11 protein-coding genes, 1 tRNA gene and 1 pseudogene are annotated in these 16,513 nt (G+C 61.4%); 5 read left to right on the forward strand and 8 right to left on the reverse strand.

Annotated elements, in window-relative coordinates:
• Positions 1 to 3 precede the first annotated feature (3 nt).
• The 3 genes from ACSQ3Z_RS19525 to ACSQ3Z_RS19535 all read right to left on the reverse strand — a co-directional run bounded on the left by ACSQ3Z_RS19525 (position 4) and on the right by ACSQ3Z_RS19535 (position 3,139).
• The gene (locus ACSQ3Z_RS19525) at positions 4 to 966 is read right to left on the reverse strand and encodes a branched-chain amino acid ABC transporter permease (RefSeq protein WP_436172934.1); all 963 of its coding nucleotides are present in this window, start codon (positions 964 to 966) and stop codon (positions 4 to 6) included.
• A gap of 19 nt (positions 967 to 985) precedes the next feature.
• Complete coding sequence (locus ACSQ3Z_RS19530) at positions 986 to 1,852, reverse strand: branched-chain amino acid ABC transporter permease (protein WP_436172935.1); 867 nt, start codon at positions 1,850 to 1,852, stop codon at positions 986 to 988.
• A gap of 84 nt (positions 1,853 to 1,936) precedes the next feature.
• Entirely contained in the window at positions 1,937 to 3,139 is a 1,203-nt protein-coding gene (locus ACSQ3Z_RS19535) for an ABC transporter substrate-binding protein (RefSeq protein WP_436172936.1), read from the reverse strand.
• Positions 3,140 to 4,174: 1,035 nt separating this feature from the next.
• Here ACSQ3Z_RS19535 and ACSQ3Z_RS19540 point away from each other — a divergent pair.
• Together ACSQ3Z_RS19540 and ACSQ3Z_RS19545 are read left to right on the forward strand one after the other, a co-directional pair.
• A complete protein-coding gene (locus ACSQ3Z_RS19540; protein ID WP_436172937.1) occupies positions 4,175 to 5,953 on the forward strand; it encodes a peptide ABC transporter substrate-binding protein in 1,779 nt (592 codons plus the stop codon).
• A gap of 28 nt (positions 5,954 to 5,981) precedes the next feature.
• On the forward strand, positions 5,982 to 8,681 hold the full coding sequence (locus ACSQ3Z_RS19545) for an adenylate/guanylate cyclase domain-containing protein (RefSeq protein WP_436172938.1): 2,700 nt from the start codon (positions 5,982 to 5,984) through the stop codon (positions 8,679 to 8,681).
• 595 nt (positions 8,682 to 9,276) lie between these two features.
• Here the strand turns inward: ACSQ3Z_RS19545 and ACSQ3Z_RS19550 are convergent.
• A tRNA-Ile gene (locus ACSQ3Z_RS19550) sits at positions 9,277 to 9,352 on the reverse strand.
• A gap of 133 nt (positions 9,353 to 9,485) precedes the next feature.
• On the opposite strand from ACSQ3Z_RS19550, the gene ACSQ3Z_RS19555 reads away from it, so the two are divergent.
• Positions 9,486 to 10,211, forward strand: a complete 726-nt coding sequence (locus tag ACSQ3Z_RS19555; RefSeq protein WP_436172939.1) for an SIMPL domain-containing protein — start codon at positions 9,486 to 9,488, stop codon at positions 10,209 to 10,211.
• 241 nt (positions 10,212 to 10,452) lie between these two features.
• Here ACSQ3Z_RS19555 and ACSQ3Z_RS19560 read toward each other — a convergent pair whose 3' ends face one another.
• Positions 10,453 to 10,803, reverse strand: coding sequence for a hypothetical protein (locus ACSQ3Z_RS19560; RefSeq protein ID WP_436172940.1), 351 nt, complete (start codon positions 10,801 to 10,803; stop codon positions 10,453 to 10,455).
• A 221-nt stretch (positions 10,804 to 11,024) separates the two neighbouring features.
• Entirely contained in the window at positions 11,025 to 11,471 is a 447-nt protein-coding gene (locus ACSQ3Z_RS19565) for a YcgN family cysteine cluster protein (protein ID WP_436173944.1), read from the reverse strand.
• 227 nt (positions 11,472 to 11,698) lie between these two features.
• Here ACSQ3Z_RS19565 and ACSQ3Z_RS19570 point away from each other — a divergent pair, with 227 nt between their 5' ends.
• Together ACSQ3Z_RS19570 and ACSQ3Z_RS19575 are read left to right on the forward strand one after the other, a co-directional pair.
• Positions 11,699 to 13,876 carry an OmpA family protein gene (locus ACSQ3Z_RS19570; RefSeq protein ID WP_436172941.1) on the forward strand — a complete coding sequence of 726 codons (2,178 nt, stop codon included), beginning with the start codon at positions 11,699 to 11,701 and terminating at the stop codon, positions 13,874 to 13,876.
• A gap of 321 nt (positions 13,877 to 14,197) precedes the next feature.
• Positions 14,198 to 14,708, forward strand: a pseudogene (locus tag ACSQ3Z_RS19575) (TIGR00645 family protein).
• Between the two features lie 16 nt (positions 14,709 to 14,724).
• On the opposite strand, the gene ACSQ3Z_RS19580 reads toward ACSQ3Z_RS19575, so the two are convergent.
• Together ACSQ3Z_RS19580 and ACSQ3Z_RS19585 are read right to left on the reverse strand one after the other, a co-directional pair.
• Positions 14,725 to 15,591, reverse strand: coding sequence for an SDR family oxidoreductase (locus ACSQ3Z_RS19580; RefSeq protein WP_436172942.1), 867 nt, complete (start codon positions 15,589 to 15,591; stop codon positions 14,725 to 14,727).
• 268 nt (positions 15,592 to 15,859) lie between these two features.
• Positions 15,860 to 16,507: a response regulator transcription factor gene (locus tag ACSQ3Z_RS19585; protein ID WP_436172943.1), complete on the reverse strand. Its 648-nt coding sequence runs from the start codon at positions 16,505 to 16,507 to the stop codon at positions 15,860 to 15,862.
• Between the last annotated feature and the right edge of the window lie 6 nt (positions 16,508 to 16,513).

Here is a 16,513-nt window from a genome sequence, read left to right on the forward strand (position 1 = left end):
GGCTCACCCCTTCTTCCGGGTCGTGGCGGCGAGGCTGAGTAGCCCATTGGGCAAGAACAGCATCAGCACGATCATCAAGGTCGAGTAGATCAGCAGCTGAAACCGGCCGGTCTGGAACAGGAGGTCCCAGCCGAAATAGAGCACCAGCGTGCCGAGCATCGGTCCGAATACGTAGCCGAGCCCGCCGAGGAAGCAGTTCAGCATGAAATTGACAGAGTCGATGACCGTGAAGCTCGACGGATAGATCGACTGCGAGATGGCCGCGAAGATCGCGCCGGCTACGCCGCCAAAGAAGGACGAGACGGCATAGGCGATGACGCGCAGATAGGCGATGCTGACGCCGATCGACGAGGCCAGCTCCTCGTTCTGCTGGAGCGACTGGCAGAGCTTCCCGACGCGCGAATGAACCAGCCGGTACACCACCGCGAAGCAGACCACCATGAGCGCGACCGCCAGTAGGTAGAAAGCCAGCCGAGGATTATGCAAGGTGGCGAAATCCGGGATGATGGTGAGGCCGAAGGCCGACAGCGCCCCGGGCAGCGGGATGCTGACCATGCCCTTGGCACCGTTGGTGATCGGCAGCGCCAGAGCCAGAAGCCGCGCGACCTCGGTCAGCACCAGTGTCACCATGGCGAAGTAGACGCCGCGCAGGCGCAGGATCGGCAGGCCGATAAGGACGCTTGCCGCCGCGCAGAACAGACCGGCGACCGGCAGCGTCGGCCAGAACGACCAGCCATGGGTCACCACAAGTATGGCCGAGACGTAGCCACCCATCAGCGCATAGGCGCCTTGGCCGATGTTAATCCGGCCGATGTAGAAGGTAAGCCACACGCCGGCACTGGCGATGCTGAGCAGCGCCACCGAGGTGAACGTATAAAAAAGGTCAGTCCGACCGCTCGTCGAGATCAGAACCGGCACGGCGACGAAGACGATCGCCAGAAAGGCGGCAACCGAGGCGATTTTCATGCTACGCGTCATGGCACCATCAACCCCACGGCTTGCCCATCAGCCCGTTGGGGCGGATTGAGAGGAACACCATCAGCGCGGCGAAGATGACGAGGTAAGTGACGTCGCCATATTCGCGCAGCATGGTGAGGCCGACTGACTCCATCATACCGAGGATGAAGCCGCCGGCGATCGCACCGCCGACGACGCCGGCACCGCCGATCATCACCATCATGAAGGCCTTGATCGAGATCGGCCCACCGATGCCGGAATTGACGCCGGTGATGGTGACCAAAAGGCCGCCGACGATGCCGGCCAGCATGGCGCCCATGGCGAAGCCGATCATCGAATAGCGGTCGACGTGGACGCCCATCAATTGCGCGGCGACCCGATCCTGGGCCAGCGCCCGCATGGCTCGCCCGACCCTGCTGTACTGCATGTAGAGGACGAAGGCCGCAATGAAGACCAGTGCGAGCACGCCGACGACCATACGGTCATAGGGCATGATGATGCCGCCCTCGTTGAAAACGCCTTTGACGATCTTGGGTACGCCGCGCTGCTTTTCGCCGAAGATGAGCAGGATGACGGCGTCGAAGAAGAAGGCCGTCGCAGCTGCCAGCAGCATTGTGCTTTCCTCGCGCAGACTTCGCTTGATGACGGTTCGGAAAAGATATTTCTCCATCAGCGCGCCGATGACGGCGAGAGTGACGCCGGACGCCAGCAGGGCGACCACGAAGGGCAGCCCGAGCTGGCCGTATATTGTGTAGGTGATGAAGCCGCCCAGCACATACATCTGCCCGTGGGCAAAGTTGAGGACATTCATCAAGGCGAAGATGAGTGTGAGCCCCAATGCGATCAGCGCATATTGGGCGCCGAGGTAGAATCCGTTAGCAATGACCTGTTCCATGGACGCCTTCGATCTTCCGAGGGACCCGGAAACATGCCCCGGGCCCCCGGCAACGCGGGAGGAAATAACCGCTGGAACCTAACCCTAGTCGACCGTGCCGACGAAGAGGGTCTGGAAGGCGCCGTCCTTGTACTCGTTGACCACCATGGGCACCGCGAGCTGGCGCTTCTGGCCGAAGGAGGTCGTGCCGACATAGCTCAGCTTGGCGTCGCCATTCAGGTAGGGGTTGGGCGCCGAGAAGGTGTCGATGGTCTTCTTGAACTCATCGACATTGTCGATCGCAGCCGGGTTGGCCTTCAGCGTTTCGATGATGTATTCGAGCGCGTAGACCTTTGTGTTGGACTCGTCATTGTATTCGCCGAACATCTTGGTGTAGCGATCGACGAATTCCTTCATCGCGTCCGAGGCGATCTCCGGCGTGGAGGCGCCACCGACGGAGATGAAGCCGTTGGCGTACTCGCCGGCGCCTTCCTCCAGAACCTTGGCGTCCTGCGCCGTTTCGGTCGAGATCAGGCCCTCGAAACCAAGCTCTCGGGCGGCACGGATGAGCAACGGCGCGTTGGCTGGCGCGACGCCGGACAGCACCAGCAGGTCGGGCTTCAGTGCAACGATCGGCGTGAGCACCGGCGTGAAGTCGCGGGTATCGTTCTGGTAAGTGTCGTTCTGGGCGACGATCTCGAGGCCGAGCGCCTTGGCCGCCTCGACGCCGCCGTCGCGCTGGCTCAACGGATCCGATTCATTGGCGGCGACGAAGGCTATCGTCTTCACGCCCTTGTTTTCCTTGAGGTATTTGTAGATCGCCGGGCCAGACTGATAGTTGGCGATCATGCCGAGCACGGCATTCGAAGCAGGCTTCTCGTAGAGCGACTTCGGGAAGGCGTAAGGGAAATAGATGATGCCGTTGGCCTCGGCGACCGGACGCACGGCGGCAGCACCGTCATCGACATTCGGCCCAACAACATAGTGGATGCCTTCCTGCGCCATCTTCTCCATGCCGGCGATGGCGCGCTTAGGGTCTTTCTGATCGTCGAAGGTGACGATGTTGATGTCGTAGGTGGCGTCACCGATCTTGACGCCGCCAGTCTCGTTGATCCAGGCGGCGCGCGTCTGCATTGAACGCACGTTCGAGGTGCCCCAGGCGGCAGCCGGACCACTGGTGACGCCAACGAAACCGATCTTGAGTTCCTTGTTCTGGGCCTGCGCGGACGGCATGCCCGCGGCGGTCATAGCGAGAGCGGAGACGGCGCCAAGCACCATCGATTTGAGAGTCGAGCGTCGGTTGATCATTCTGGCATTTCCCCTTCTGGTTATCGCGCTTTGTGTTTTGCTCGTCGGCTGCGCGGATACCCTAGGGGAAACCTAGATCACAAGATTGTCAACATCTTTCTTTGTTTTTGTATACAATCTCCGCAGCGATAAAGAGGACGCTTTGCAGGCTTGGCTTTTTGGCTGCAGCAGGGGCAAGGCCACTCTACTGCTCACCGCTTTCGCCTCCGGTGGCCGCCGCCGCAGCGAGGTCGCTTCTCTGCGAGTAGAGAATCGTCGAGCACGATCCGGCCCCGACCGATCCGAAAATCCCACGGTGAACCCTGCCCTGCCTAAGAATCCATCTCGGCCGTTCAAAACCACTGAGGCCCACGACGACGTCAGTTGGCCATTGCGGGCGAGCTATGAGCGATCAAGATCCCATTCGCAGACTATGCGACTTCGGATGCGACGTGTTCCCCGGGCGCTACCCTACCATCGTGTGCCGGCGCCAATCACGTTACTCGTCATCTGAGCGATTGCCCTCGGCGACGATCGGCTTCTCGGTTATTGCCTGCCGCAACGCTTCGTCATGGCGCAAAAGCGGATGCTAACCGTCTCCCCCCACCTCTCACAGCGTCGCGTCGCTGAAGGTCTGGTCCCTCCACGGGGAGAGGCTCGCTGGGCGCTGGAGCACGTTGCGAGCGTCCGACTGGGGCATCCTACGGCGACATCAAAGTCCATCCGCCCTGACCGCTAATCGCCCGGATAGCGCGCACAGGCAGTATCGGCCGCTGGCGCATGGGGGCCGCTGCATGCCCGGCTGCTGGACCGCAACAGACGCCAGCTCCGGGGGGTGGCGCCGAGCCGTGGCTTTCGAAACGGCCCAGTTGCGCCAAGAGCTGCCACTCTTCCTCCTGCCGGCGAACTACCGCATTCGAGTGGGCTTCAGGTGCAGCCTCAATTGATGTTGCCAAGAGCTCGCATTGGGATCAACTTGCGCCGTGGGGGAGTAAGGAAGGGGCCTGCAGGCGGCTTCAGAACTGCGGCTGGAAGCCATTAGGGTGGGAGGAGCAAATGCAAGAAGTATCCCAGCAGCGGGTAGCGTCGCCGCACGCGTTGAATTCGATACGCGCGTTGTTCTTGGCGATAGTCGCGGCTCTCCTTGTCAATGTCCCCCAACATGCACTGCCGGCGGAGTTGAGCAACGAAACGCTGAGATTGTTGTTGTGGCAAGCGCCGAGCACCCTCAACCCGCATTTGGCACCCGGCATCAAGGATCAGACTGCCAGTCGCATAGTCTATGAGCCGCTGGCGAGTTTTGATATCGGGGGCAACCTGGTTCCCTTTCTGGCTGCCGAGATTCCGTCGATCGAGAATGGGCAGGTCGCTCCCGACGGTAGGTCGGTGACGTGGAAGCTCAGGCCGGATGTCAAATGGTCCGACGGCGTACCCTTCACGGCGAAGGATGTCCTGTTCACTTACGCCTATATCGTCGACAAGGACGTAGGTTCGTCGAGCGCCGGGTCGTACAAGTCGGTCGAGAAGGTCGAAGCGCTTGACGACCTGACGGTGAAGGTCACGTTCAAGAACGTCAATCCCGCATGGTCACTTCCCTTTGTCGGCGTGCAGGGGATGATTATCTCGGAACACGTATTTGCTCCATACAACAACAAGAACGCCGCCGACGCTCCAGTCAACCTAGCGCCGGTAGGTACGGGCCCTTACCGCCTCAAGGAATTCCGCACGGAGGATGTTCTGCTCATTGGCGAAGATGTCGTCAACACGGTCAAGATTATCTTCGAGCCAAACCCGGAATATCGCGATCGTGACGGCCTGGAATTCAAGGAGGTGACGCTGCAAGGCGGAGGCGACGCCAGAACCGCGGCCAATGCCGTCTTGAGCGAAGGGATCGTCGACTACGCTTGGAACCTCCAGGTGGGCGAGGCCGATCTAGAAAGGCTTGAAACCAAAGGCGTCGGGAAGGTCTTCCTGTACTGGGGGTCCTATGTTGAGCGCGTCATGCTCAACTTCACCGATCCCGGCAGGGAGACGGCCGATGGTGAACGCTCGAGCACGCAGTTCCCTCATCCGATCTTGACTGACAGGCGTGTCCGGCAGGCCCTGGCCGCCGCGATCGACCGCCAGAAAATTGCCGAGCTTTACGGTAGAACCGGCCGCCCCTCGGCTAACCTCCTGGTGGCGCCGGCTCCCTTCGTTTCGCAAAATACGAAATGGGAATTCAATCTGGACAAGGCTCGCGCGTTGCTCGATGAGGCTGGCTGGCGGGACAGCGACGGCGACACCATGCGCGACAAGGGTGGTGTCCCGCTGACGTTGGCGTTTCAGACGAGTCTGAACACGGTGCGCGAGGCAACCCAGGAAATTATCAAGGTTGACCTCGCAGCGATTGGAGTTCGGATGGAAAGCAAGTTGATCGACTCCAGCATTTTCCTGGGATCGACCCCGGATAATACCAACACCAGGCGACATTTTTATTCCGACATCGAGGAATTTGCCTATGGAGGCAAGAGCCCTGACCCTGGCAGCTACATGGTCGGCTGGACCTGCGCCGAAGCCGCCCAGAAGCAGAACAACTGGTCGGGGTCGAATTGGGCCCGCTATTGCAACGCTGACTACGATGCGCTGTTCCAGGCGTCGGCGACCGAGGTCGATCCGGAGAAACGCCGCCGACTCTTCGTTGCGATGAACGATCTGTTGATCAGCGACGCCGCGGTCGTTCCGCTGGTCGAGTGGGCGTATGTTTCAGGCTTGGGTAACGATATTGTCGGCTACGATCCCACGCCTTGGGATGCCGAAACGTGGAATATCGCGAACTGGCATCGTAAGAAGTGAGCAGCCGCGCCCGGAGGAGGTAGAGGGCATGACCTCTGAGGATCCGGTGATTGCAAAGAGTCACCCAGTGTACCTTGCCCCCTGGCAGAAGCTGACTCAAGCTGTCGCGCCGGCCTTACGAAAGCTCAACATTGGCGGAAAGCTGACCGTTGGCTTTGGTATTCTTGTTGCGTTGATGCTGCTCGTCGTCGGGTTGAACTATCTGGGCAGCATAGAAGCCGTCCTCAACATAAACAGAACGACGAATTTGAGCGCACCGAGCGCGGTTGCATCGGCACGGGCGCAAGCGAATCTGCTGCGCATGCTGGGCGAAGTCAGGGGCTACCTGGCCCTGGGCGATGAATCTTATCGGGACGGCTACCGCTCGGCCAATGAAGCGTTCCTGTCTGACATGCATGAACTAGACGTTCTGTTGCACGCAAAAGGCGAGTCGGTGGCCATCACCGGGAGCAGCAGTGCTGAGCTGGGCATGCAGGAAATCGGCGAGCAATTCTCGGCATGGCAACCACTGCCCGAGCAACTCTTCGACTTGCGCGATGATCAGCTGCGCAGAGAGCCGGCGCTCAAGATTCTTGTGATGGATGCCAACCCGCTCATCGGCAATATCGTGGCGTCGGCCAAGGGGGTGATGCTGGCCCAGCAAAACAAGGAGCCAAGCCCAGCAAACACGGCGCTTCTCGTCGAGTTGGCGTCGTTTCAGAGCTCTTTTTACGCAATGGTAGCCGGATTGCGCGGCTACGTGACAACCGGAAGGGACAGTTTCAAATACGAGTACGAAGCCAACCTGACCATCAACGAAACGGCATGGTCCGACATCGCCAAGAGCAGCACAGTACTTTCGCCCAACCAGAATGCATTGATCGAAAAGATCACCAAAAGCCGCGCCGCTTTCCTGGAGCTTCCAGCTCGAATGTTCGAGGCGGTGGAAGGCGAGCATGCCCGTGAGGATCTTTATCTTTTCCGCACGCAAGCTGTCCCGATTGCCGAAAGAATGCTTGCACTATTGGACAAGGTTGCCACCCAGGAGCAGCGGCGCCTGCAGATCGATCTTGGGAGCGGGAGGGACCAGCTCGAAGGAGCACAAAGGATAATACTGTCCGTCGGCGCAGCGGCGGTCCTGCTGGGGTTGCTCCTTGGCTTGATATTTCGAGAGAGTATTGCCGGACCCGTGCAGCGATTGACGAATGTGGCTGATCGGGTGCGCAGGGGCGATCTTGCGGCGCGCGCGCAGATCGAATCTGGAGACGAGATCGGAACACTGGCAACGACGTTCAACAGCATGACCGTGCAGCTGGGTGCGAATCTCGGAGATCTGGAGAACCGTCGCAAGGAGCAGGAGAATCTGGCCCGGCGATTTCGCCGTCAAAGCGATTATCTCGGTGCCTTGCACGACACGTCGCTCGGCCTTATCGCTAGGCTGGACCTCGCAGAACTTTTATCGGACCTCACGGCTCGAGCTGCTCAATTGCTCGGGACTGAGCATGGCTACGTTTATCTCGTTGACGAGTCGGGTGAGGCTCTCGAACGTATGGTCGGGGTGGGCGTGTACACAACCCACATCGGACAGAAGCTAAGCAGGAGTGAGGGAGTGGCTGGTGCGGTTTGGCATACAGGGGAAGCGCTTCTGATCAATGATTATCAAAACTGGTCTGGGCGCGCCGCCGCGGCGGCTCAGCTGGACGTGACTATCAGGGCAATCATGGGCGTGCCACTCAAGTCTGGCGAGATGGTCGTCGGAGTGCTTGGAATTGCGTATGACGACGCTTCCGCTCTCGAATTCGGTGAGGAAGAGGTCGAGCTGTTGAAGCGTTTCGGACAACTCGCCTCGATCGCATTGGAGAACGCCCGGCTGCACATGGCAACGGAGGCGGCCAAGCAGCTAGCAGAGGAGGCGAGCAAACGTGTGGGCGAGCAAAACCGGATGCTCGAATCCTTGTCCAGCAAGCTGTCGAAATATCTTTCTCCGCAGGTTTACGCGTCCATCTTCTCGGGCAGGCAGAATGTCGAGATATCATCGAAGCGAAAGAAGCTCACGGTGTTTTTTTCGGACATCGCTGATTTTACCGCAACGACCGACAAGCTCGAGTCAGAAGAATTGACGGGATTGCTCAATCATTATCTGACCGAGATGGCGAAGATCGCGCTAGAGCACGGCGCAACGGTCGACAAGTACATTGGCGACGCTATCTTGGCGTTTTTCGGCGATCCCGAGTCAAAGGGCACCAAGGAAGATGCGCTTGCATGCGTCAGGATGGCGATCGCAATGCAGAGGCGGATGCAGGGGCTGCACGCAGAATGGGCCAACGCTGGCGCCGAACTGCCGTTCCATCTCCGCATGGGCATCAATACCGGCTACTGCACTGTCGGCAATTTCGGCAGTGAGGATCGGATGGACTACACGATTATTGGCGGCGAAGTGAATCTTGCGTCGCGCCTTCAGGCACATGCCGATCTGGGAGGCATTCTGCTGGCGCATGAAACCTATGCACTCGTCAAAGATGAAATAGAGGCTGAAGAACTGCCGCCCTTGGCCATCAAGGGCTTCTCACATCTCGTGCCATCCTATCGGGTGCTTGGCATCCGCGACGATCAACCCAGTGGCGCCGGAGTGGTTCGCCACATCCAGAAGGGACTTCGGCTTGAGGTTGATGTCGCCACCCTGGATAGCGATAGCCGAGCTGAAGCAATCAAGTTGCTCGAGGAATCTATAGCGACACTGCGGAAGTGACTTTCCGGGGGAAGCATCGCCACCCACTCCAATGTTTGGTCGATGGTTTGGCCAGCGATCGGCCTGGATGCCTGAAGACCCAGTTCCCTGAAAATGGGATCGTGGCACAATTTCGGCGGGCCGGAAGCGGACTTTCCAGATGTTCGCTTTTTCACGCTTTAGCGACGCTGCCGTCGTGCAGTGGCAATGACCGGTTCGGGTCAGATCAAGTCGATGCGCGCGACGAGCCTGAAGGTCCGCTTCTAAAAATCCGAGCCTCAAAGCTGCCCGTCTGCTTCCGGCCCCATTGCGGTCATTCCAAACAGACACTCAAGAGGTCCGCACTAGCAAGCAGCCAATCTTTGCCCCGCCAATCGATGCAAGCCGCGCGCTAGTGGACCGCTAGCCAAGGGAAGCTTCAGACCCCATCGCGATCGAGCTTTTGATCTCAGCGCGCCTCTTGGCGCCTGCGGTGCATTCCGCCTCCGTTGCAACCGACAGTCCTCAGCGGCCCACCGTAAGTCAACAAAATCAAAGCGATGCGCGGAGGTTCGCCACCGGGGCTTGGCTAACCGAAGGGCGGAAATGGCGCTAAGTCATTGATAAATAACGATAATGGTGGGCCCGGAGGGACTCGAACCCCCAACCAAGCGGTTATGAGCCGCCGGCTCTAACCATTGAGCTACAGGCCCCACGCGGCTGGATTAGTGTTTTTCCCCGGCCGGCACAAGGCTTTCCGGGCGGGCTGGCCGCGATCGCCCAAATCAGCCCATATTCGCGCCCTAGTTGCCAGATGCGACTGGATCGCAGACCGAGGAGATTTTGATGACCAGACATCTTTTGCCGCTGACACTCATGCCCTTGGCGCTCGCCGCCGCGCTTGCTTTTCCGGCGATGGCCGGCGCCGCCGATTCGCAGCCTGCGCCCCGCATCATCGTATCGGGCGAAGGCCAGGCGACCGCGGCGCCCGATCTGGCGCTGCTGACGCTCAGCGTCATGCGCGAGGCCAAGACGGCGCGCGCCGCACTCGATGCCAACAACGGTGCCATGGCCGCGGTGATCGCGGCGATGAAATCGGCCGGCATCAAGGATCGCGACCTGCAGACGGCCGGCATCCAGATCAACCCGCGCTACAACTACACCAACAAGCCGGACGGCAGCCAAGAGGCCGAGCTCGTCGCCTACCAGGTGACCAACACGCTGTCGGTGCGTATCCGCGACATCGACAAGACCGGCGATATCCTCGACAAGGCGGTGTCGCTCGGTGTCAACCAGGGCGGCGGCATCGCCTTCTCCAACGAGGATCCGTCCGCCGCCGTGACCGAGGCCCGCAAGAAGGCGGTCGCCAACGCCGTGACCAAGGCCAAGACCCTGGCTGAAGCCGCGGGCGTCAGCATCGGGCGGGTGCTGGAGATCACCGACCAGAACATCGCCCCGCCACCGATGCCGATCAACGCCAAGGCCTTCGATGCCGCGGGCGCGGCGGTTCCGGTGCAGGCCGGCGAAAATTCCTATGCGGTGCAGGTCACCGTCACCTTCGAGCTGAAGTGAGCGCCACCCGACCCCGCCTGATCCGTGGTGGCCAGGTCGCGGGCTGATCAGTTCGGATCGGTGCAAGACATGAAAAACCCCGGGGGACTGATCCTCCGGGGTTTTTTGAGCCGCGCCCGTCCGTTCTCACGGAAAGGGGCTCTGCTACTCAAGGCTGATCTTCGCAGATCTTTCGTAGAAGATCGTGCTTCAAGGCTGATCTTCGCAGAAGATCATGCCCAAGCCGATCTTCGGCCGGAACCTAGCGATAGATGACCGGGCAACCGCGCTCGTTGGCGAACACGACCACCACGCGGTCGCCATACTGGCGGCCCGCAACTTTCACGGTGCGGCGGCTGATATCGGCGATGCGGACACGGTGCAGGCCCATGCGCTCGGCCTTGTCGAGGGCGCGGTCCGGCGAACAGCCACGGCGGCGCCAGTCGCGTTGACGGCGATAGCCATCTTCATCCCCGCTGTAGACACCGATGCGAGGTTCATTGTTGTTGCCGAAGCCGAGATAGATGCTATCGGCATGGGCAGTGACCGGGATGGCGGCCAGCGTGCCGAGACCGACCAGAGCCGAAAGGGCTGCCGTCTTGATGTTGAACATGTCTTTCTCTCCTTGTTGCGGGCTCTCGCCCGTCCTCGTGAACCGATGGGGGAACAATGCGCTTGCCAGTCTGAACTCTTTGCGAACCGTCCATTCATCTTCGGTTCATGTGGCAAATCATCGGTTGGCGATCGAAACTCAAACGCCCGATCGCCTTGCCGGTTCCGGGCGAAGCCGGGTCGGCGCGTGGTATTTGCTACCGCTTTGCGGCAAAAATCGTGTCAGGGCTCGTCGTCGAGCATATAGTCGAAATAATCGTCCGGCTCGGCCAGGTCGGTCTCCGTGGCCTTGACCCGGCCGCGGATCGAGATGCCGGCTTCGTGCACGGTCTCGGCACTTCCCGAAACCAGCCTGTGCCACCAGTAGAGATCATGCCCCTCCGCCACCAGCCGGTAGGCGCAGGTCCTGGGCAGCCAGGTGATCGTGCGCACATTCTGCGGCGTCAGCCCGACACAATCGGGAACGCGCGCCAGCCGGTTGGCATAGTCGGCGCAACGGCAGCTTTCGGCGTCGAACAGCCTGCAGCCGACGCTTGTCCAGTAGATTTCGCCGGTGTCCTCGTCCTCGAGCTTCGACAGGCAGCATTTGCCGCAGCCGTCGCAGAGCGATTCCCACTCGGCCGGCGTCATCGCCTCGAGCGTCTTGGTTTTCCAGAATGGCGCGTCCATTGTGCCGATGTGGCCCTCACCGACGCCAAGGTCAAGCGCCGCGATGGACGCAAAAGCGGCTTGTGCCGCGCGATGCCGCAAATGCGGCCGGCACCATACGAAAAACACGAAGTTGCCTTCAAAAGGCCGGTCAATCGTCCTTCGTTGCCAGTAATGCCCGCAAGCCGGAACCAATCCGGATGATGAAAGTTTGGGCAGGGATGGGACCCCACAAGGAGAAATTTGAGATGAAACGCCAACCACGGATTCTGGCAGGCACAGCAATTGGCCTGCTGATGGCATCCGCGCCGTTGGGCGCGTACCCGCTGCAGGGCGGCGCCGCTTTCGGCCCCTTGCAGCACACCGCCGCGCCGCTGATCCTGGCGCAAGCAGCCTGTGCCGAGGGCGAATCGGCAGAGGCCTGCGCGCAGAAACAGCAGGGGGAGCCGGAGCAGCCCAAGAGAAAGAAGCGCGACCAGCAGCAGCAAACAGAATCCGCGCCAGCGGAGCAGGCTGCGCCGGCGCAGGGCGAACAGGAACAGCAGCCGCGCAGGAAGAAGCGCGATCAACAGCAGCAAACCGAACAGGCTCCGGTCGAACAGGCAGCGCCTGCCGCTGAGGAGCAGTTGCCGCGAAGGAAGAAACGAGACCAGCAACAGCAGATCGAGGCCGCACCTGCCGAACAGCCCGCCGAGCAGGCGGCTCCGGCAAACGAAGAGCAGCCGATCAAGCCGCGCAGGAAGAAGCGCGACCAGCAGCAGCAGATCGAGGCCGCACCCGCCGAACAGCCCGCCGAGCAAGCGGCTCCGGCAAACGAAGAGCAGCCGATCAAGCCGCGCAGGAAGAAGCGCGACCAGCAGCAGCAGATCGAGGCCGCACCTGCCGAGCAGCCCGCCGAACAGGCAGCACCGGCGAACGACAACAACCCGCAGCCCCTGCGCAAGAAGCGCAAGCAGGATCAGCAGATCGAAGCCGCGCCCGCCGAGCAGGCGCCGGCCAAGAAGCAAGCGCCCGCCGGCGAGCCGGTTCCGCAGGCCGAACCGATTCAGCCCGAGCAGCAGGCGGCGCCTGCCGAGGGCGAACAGCCTCAGGACAAGAAGAAGCGCGGCAAGAAGCCTGCCATCGAACAGCCGGTGACGGGAGAGCAGCCTGCCACCGGAGAACAGCCGTCGACGGCCGAACAACCCGCCAATGGCCAGCAGCCCGTGACCGGCGAACAGCCGGCCCAGGGTGAAAATGCGGCCCAGGGCGAAGCCCCGGCCGACAAGAACGCAACTCCCATCCTCGATAGCCAGAAGGATGTCCTGCGCAAGCGCAAGGGCAAGAACGGCCAGCAGGGAGGCGAGAATGCGAGTGGCGAGCAGGCCAACCAGCCCGCCCAGCAGACTGACGAGCAGGCGCAGGCTCCAAAGCCCGCCCCGGTCGACCAGGGACCGCCGCCCACCGACGACAAGTCGGCCCAGCAGGCAATCCAGCCTGAAAAGATCGCCCCGGTGACGGAGGAAAAGGGCACGCGCGTCGAGCGTGCACCCGATGAGAACGTCCGCGACCGCCGGCGTCCGAAAGGCGTCGACGTCGTCAGGGAACTCGGCGACCGCGTCATCCTGCAGTTCAACAACCAGACGATCGTGGAAAGCAACGACGCTCCGCGCATGCACCGCGGCGCCAGGAACGTGTACTATGAGGATCTGTCGGGCGATCGCACCCGGGAAATCGTCGAGCGTGACAATGGCGTCCAGATCGTCACCATCCGCAACCGTTACGGCGACGTCATCCAGCGTTCGCGCATCACGCCGGATGGCCGCGAATATGTGCTGAGCTATGTCGACGAGCGGCACTATGAGGATGATGGCGACTGGCGCGATCCCGGCGACGACCTGCCGCCGATGCGACTCACGATCTCGCGCGAGGAGTACATCCTGGACTCCGAGAATGTCGAAGATCCGGACGACTACTACACCTTCCTCGAACAGCCGCCGGTGGAGCGGGTGCAGCGCCTCTACTCGATCGACGAGGTCAAGCGTTCGGCCCGCGTGCGCGACATTGCCCGCCGCGTCGATCTCGACACGTTGAACTTCGAATTCGGTTCGGCCTCCATCTCCGATACCGAAGTGCAGAAGCTCGACGGCGTCGCCAGCGCCATGGAGAAGCTGTTGCAGAAGAACCCGGCGGAAACCTTCCTGATCGAAGGCCATACCGACGCCGTCGGCAAGCCGGAAGCGAACCTTGCTCTGTCCGACCGGCGCGCCGAAGCCGTCGCCGAGGCGCTCACCAATGCCTTCGGCATCCCGCCGGAGAATCTGACGACGCAGGGCTATGGCGAGGAGTATCTCAAGGTCGATACATCGGGCCCCAACAGGGAGAACCGCCGCGTCGCCATCCGCCGCATCACCTCGCTGGTGGCGCCGGTGGCCAGCACGAATTAGTGCATGATTCCAGAAGCCTGAGCGGGTTTCCGGAATCGCGAAGGCAAGAGCAGGCCCATCCCGTTTTGATGGCATGGGCCTGCTCGCGAAGAAGCACACTCAAAAAGAATTGTAGCCGGCGATTCGGTGGAGATCATTGAATAGCCGCATTGACAACCTCAGATTTCGGAAGGGCGTTCCCTGCCCTGTCCCGACTCCAGCGGGACACATGAGCCCCGCCGGTCCCCTCCGGCGGGGTTTTTGTTTCCCTCGACGACCGCCCTTGCAAACCGTGGCGGCCTGCTCGAAATACGACAGTGCCAAAAAAGACCGGAACCAAATATGAAACGTCTCGAACTCGCCATCGAATCGATCATTCTCGCCACGCGCTGGCTGCTGGTCGTGTTCTATATCGGGCTGGGCCTGGCACTTGCCATCTATGCCCTGTCCTTCGGCAAGAAACTCTACGAGTTCGTCACCGTGGCGTTCACGCTTGGCGATACCGACACCATCCTCAAGATGCTCGGCCTGATCGATGCGGCACTTGTCGCCTCGCTGGTGGTGATGGTGATCATCTCGGGCTACGAAAATCAGCCGTTTCGATGAGAATGACGGCGAGGTGCACTGGCTGGGCACGATCGATGTCGGCTCGCTGAAGGTCAAGGTCGCCTCGACCATCGTCGCCATCTCGTCCATCCACCTGCTGCAGGTCTTCCTGAACTCGGTCTCCTACACGACCGATCAGTTGATGTGGCTGACCATCATCCACCTCGCCTTCGTGCTGTCGGCCTTCATGCTGGCCTACATCGACCGGCTGATGGGTCTGGGCAAGGCCAGGAAGGCCGCGGAATAAGGGCGCGCAGCGCCCTTCAGTAGATGCTTTTGATGTTGGTATCGGTCCGGGCGAACACCTCGTCGGGAACAAAAAAGTCGCCGGCGAGCGGTCCGGTCGCCCCTGGCGAATAGACGGAGAAATCGCTGACGCCCTCGGCGCGCAGCACCTCCTCGTCGATGTAGAAATTGCCGGTCGCCTCGCGCGACGGCCGCATGAAGATCGCATGCGCGGCATCTGCCATGATGTCGGGCGAACGGCTCATCGCCACCACCGTCGCGCCACCGAGCAGATTGCGCACCGCCGCCGTGTCGATGGTCGAGATCGGCCACAGCGAGTTGACGGCGATGCCGTCCCTGGCGAACTCCGCGCTCATGCCCAGCGTGCACATCGACATGCCGAACTTGGCCATCGTGTAGGCGACGTGGTTCTTGAACCATTTGGCCTTCATGTCGAGCGGCGGCGCCAGATTCAGGATGTGAGGATTCTTAGCCAACTTCAGGTGCGGAATGCACATTTTGGACACCAGAAAGGTGCCGCGCGTGTTGATCTGGTGCATCAGATCGTAGCGCTTCATGTCGGTCTCCAGCGTGCCGGTGAGCTGGATGGCGCTGGCATTGTTGACGCAGATGTCGATGCCGCCGAACTTTTCGACGGTCTTGGCGACAGCTTCGGCGACCTGCGCTTCCTCGCGAATGTCGCACAAGACGGGCAGCCCCTTGCCGCCGGCCTGCTCGATCTCCTCGGCAGCCGTATAGATCGTGCCCGGCAGCTTGGGGTGCGGTTCGGCGGTCTTGGCGGCGATCGTCACATTGGCGCCGTCACGCGCCGCACGCAGCGCGATTGCCAGCCCAATGCCGCGCGATCCGCCGGAGATGAACAGCGTCTTTCCCTTGAGCGACATTTTTCCGCCTCCCTTGCAGCACGACAGGTGCGAACCTTTGCGCGGCAGGCAACCGCAGCGCAAGAGCCGAAAGCATGCAAAGCTGGTTACGCTGCGTAGGGTCGGGAAACTGGTGAAGCCGGACCAGGGTCTGTTGAGATTCAGGTCAGGCCGAGTCGAAAACAGCGGGTTCCGAGAACCGGAGCGGAGCGTACTTTTGGGTACGTGAGCACCGGAAGCGCAGGAAGCTGATGTTTGCAGACCGGCATCACCTGAATATCGATAGACCCTAAACGAGCACCAGACCCTGCCGCATCGCGATGGCGATGGCGTCGGTACGGTTGGCAGCACCCAGCTTGATCAGGATCGCGGCGACGTGGAACTTCGCCGTGTGCACGGAAATGTTCAGCCGCCTGGCGATCACCTTGTTGGGCGCGCCTTCGGCGAGCAGCGCCAACACTTCCGCCTCGCGCGGCGACAGCGCCGGCCGGCCGACGTCCGCCGGTTCCTCGTCGAACAGATCCCCGTCATGGAAAGCGAAATCGTCATGCCGGTCGGGCAAGGCACGGCCTCCCCCCGAAATCCGGTAGCCCGCCGCCGCCAGCCGCACGGCAGCGGCAATCAGCAGGTCGTCGGCCGCCGTCGGCAGCACGGCAAGCAGGTTGTCGGCCACCCGCTCCTGGGTAGCCTGACGGGACAGCAGCACCCGAGGTGTCGCGAGGTCGATGCCGCCTTCCAGGCTGCCCACATCGACGATGGCCACATCCGCCGCCAAGCTGGAATTGCTGCCGGCCATGACCGGTAGCAGGTCGCCGGTCGCGGCAAGGGCCGCGGACAGCCGTTCGGCGCGCACAGCGTCGCCGAGCGCGATCAGCACCGTCAACCGGTGGCCCGCCAGGTCGCCTCTCGCGATGGTGTGGCTTGCGCTGTCTGCCATCCGTCC

This window comes from Mesorhizobium sp. LjNodule214, from assembly GCF_964252735.1.
GTDB lineage: Bacteria > Pseudomonadota > Alphaproteobacteria > Rhizobiales > Rhizobiaceae > Mesorhizobium.

What these genes read in the sequence shown, in the direction of transcription:
- ACSQ3Z_RS19525 (WP_436172934.1), bottom strand. Translation starts at nt 966, where the DNA reads ATGAAAATCGCCTCGGTTGCCGCCTTTCTGGCGATCGTCTTCGTCGCC.
- ACSQ3Z_RS19530 (WP_436172935.1), bottom strand. Translation starts at nt 1,852, where the DNA reads ATGGAACAGGTCATTGCTAACGGATTCTACCTCGGCGCCCAATATGCG.
- ACSQ3Z_RS19535 (WP_436172936.1), bottom strand. Translation starts at nt 3,139, where the DNA reads ATGATCAACCGACGCTCGACTCTCAAATCGATGGTGCTTGGCGCCGTC.
- ACSQ3Z_RS19540 (WP_436172937.1), top strand. Translation starts at nt 4,175, where the DNA reads ATGCAAGAAGTATCCCAGCAGCGGGTAGCGTCGCCGCACGCGTTGAAT.
- ACSQ3Z_RS19545 (WP_436172938.1), top strand. Translation starts at nt 5,982, where the DNA reads ATGACCTCTGAGGATCCGGTGATTGCAAAGAGTCACCCAGTGTACCTT.
- ACSQ3Z_RS19555 (WP_436172939.1), top strand. Translation starts at nt 9,486, where the DNA reads ATGACCAGACATCTTTTGCCGCTGACACTCATGCCCTTGGCGCTCGCC.
- ACSQ3Z_RS19560 (WP_436172940.1), bottom strand. Translation starts at nt 10,803, where the DNA reads ATGTTCAACATCAAGACGGCAGCCCTTTCGGCTCTGGTCGGTCTCGGC.
- ACSQ3Z_RS19565 (WP_436173944.1), bottom strand. Translation starts at nt 11,471, where the DNA reads ATGGACGCGCCATTCTGGAAAACCAAGACGCTCGAGGCGATGACGCCG.
- ACSQ3Z_RS19570 (WP_436172941.1), top strand. Translation starts at nt 11,699, where the DNA reads ATGAAACGCCAACCACGGATTCTGGCAGGCACAGCAATTGGCCTGCTG.
- ACSQ3Z_RS19580 (WP_436172942.1), bottom strand. Translation starts at nt 15,591, where the DNA reads ATGTCGCTCAAGGGAAAGACGCTGTTCATCTCCGGCGGATCGCGCGGC.
- ACSQ3Z_RS19585 (WP_436172943.1), bottom strand. Translation starts at nt 16,507, where the DNA reads ATGGCAGACAGCGCAAGCCACACCATCGCGAGAGGCGACCTGGCGGGC.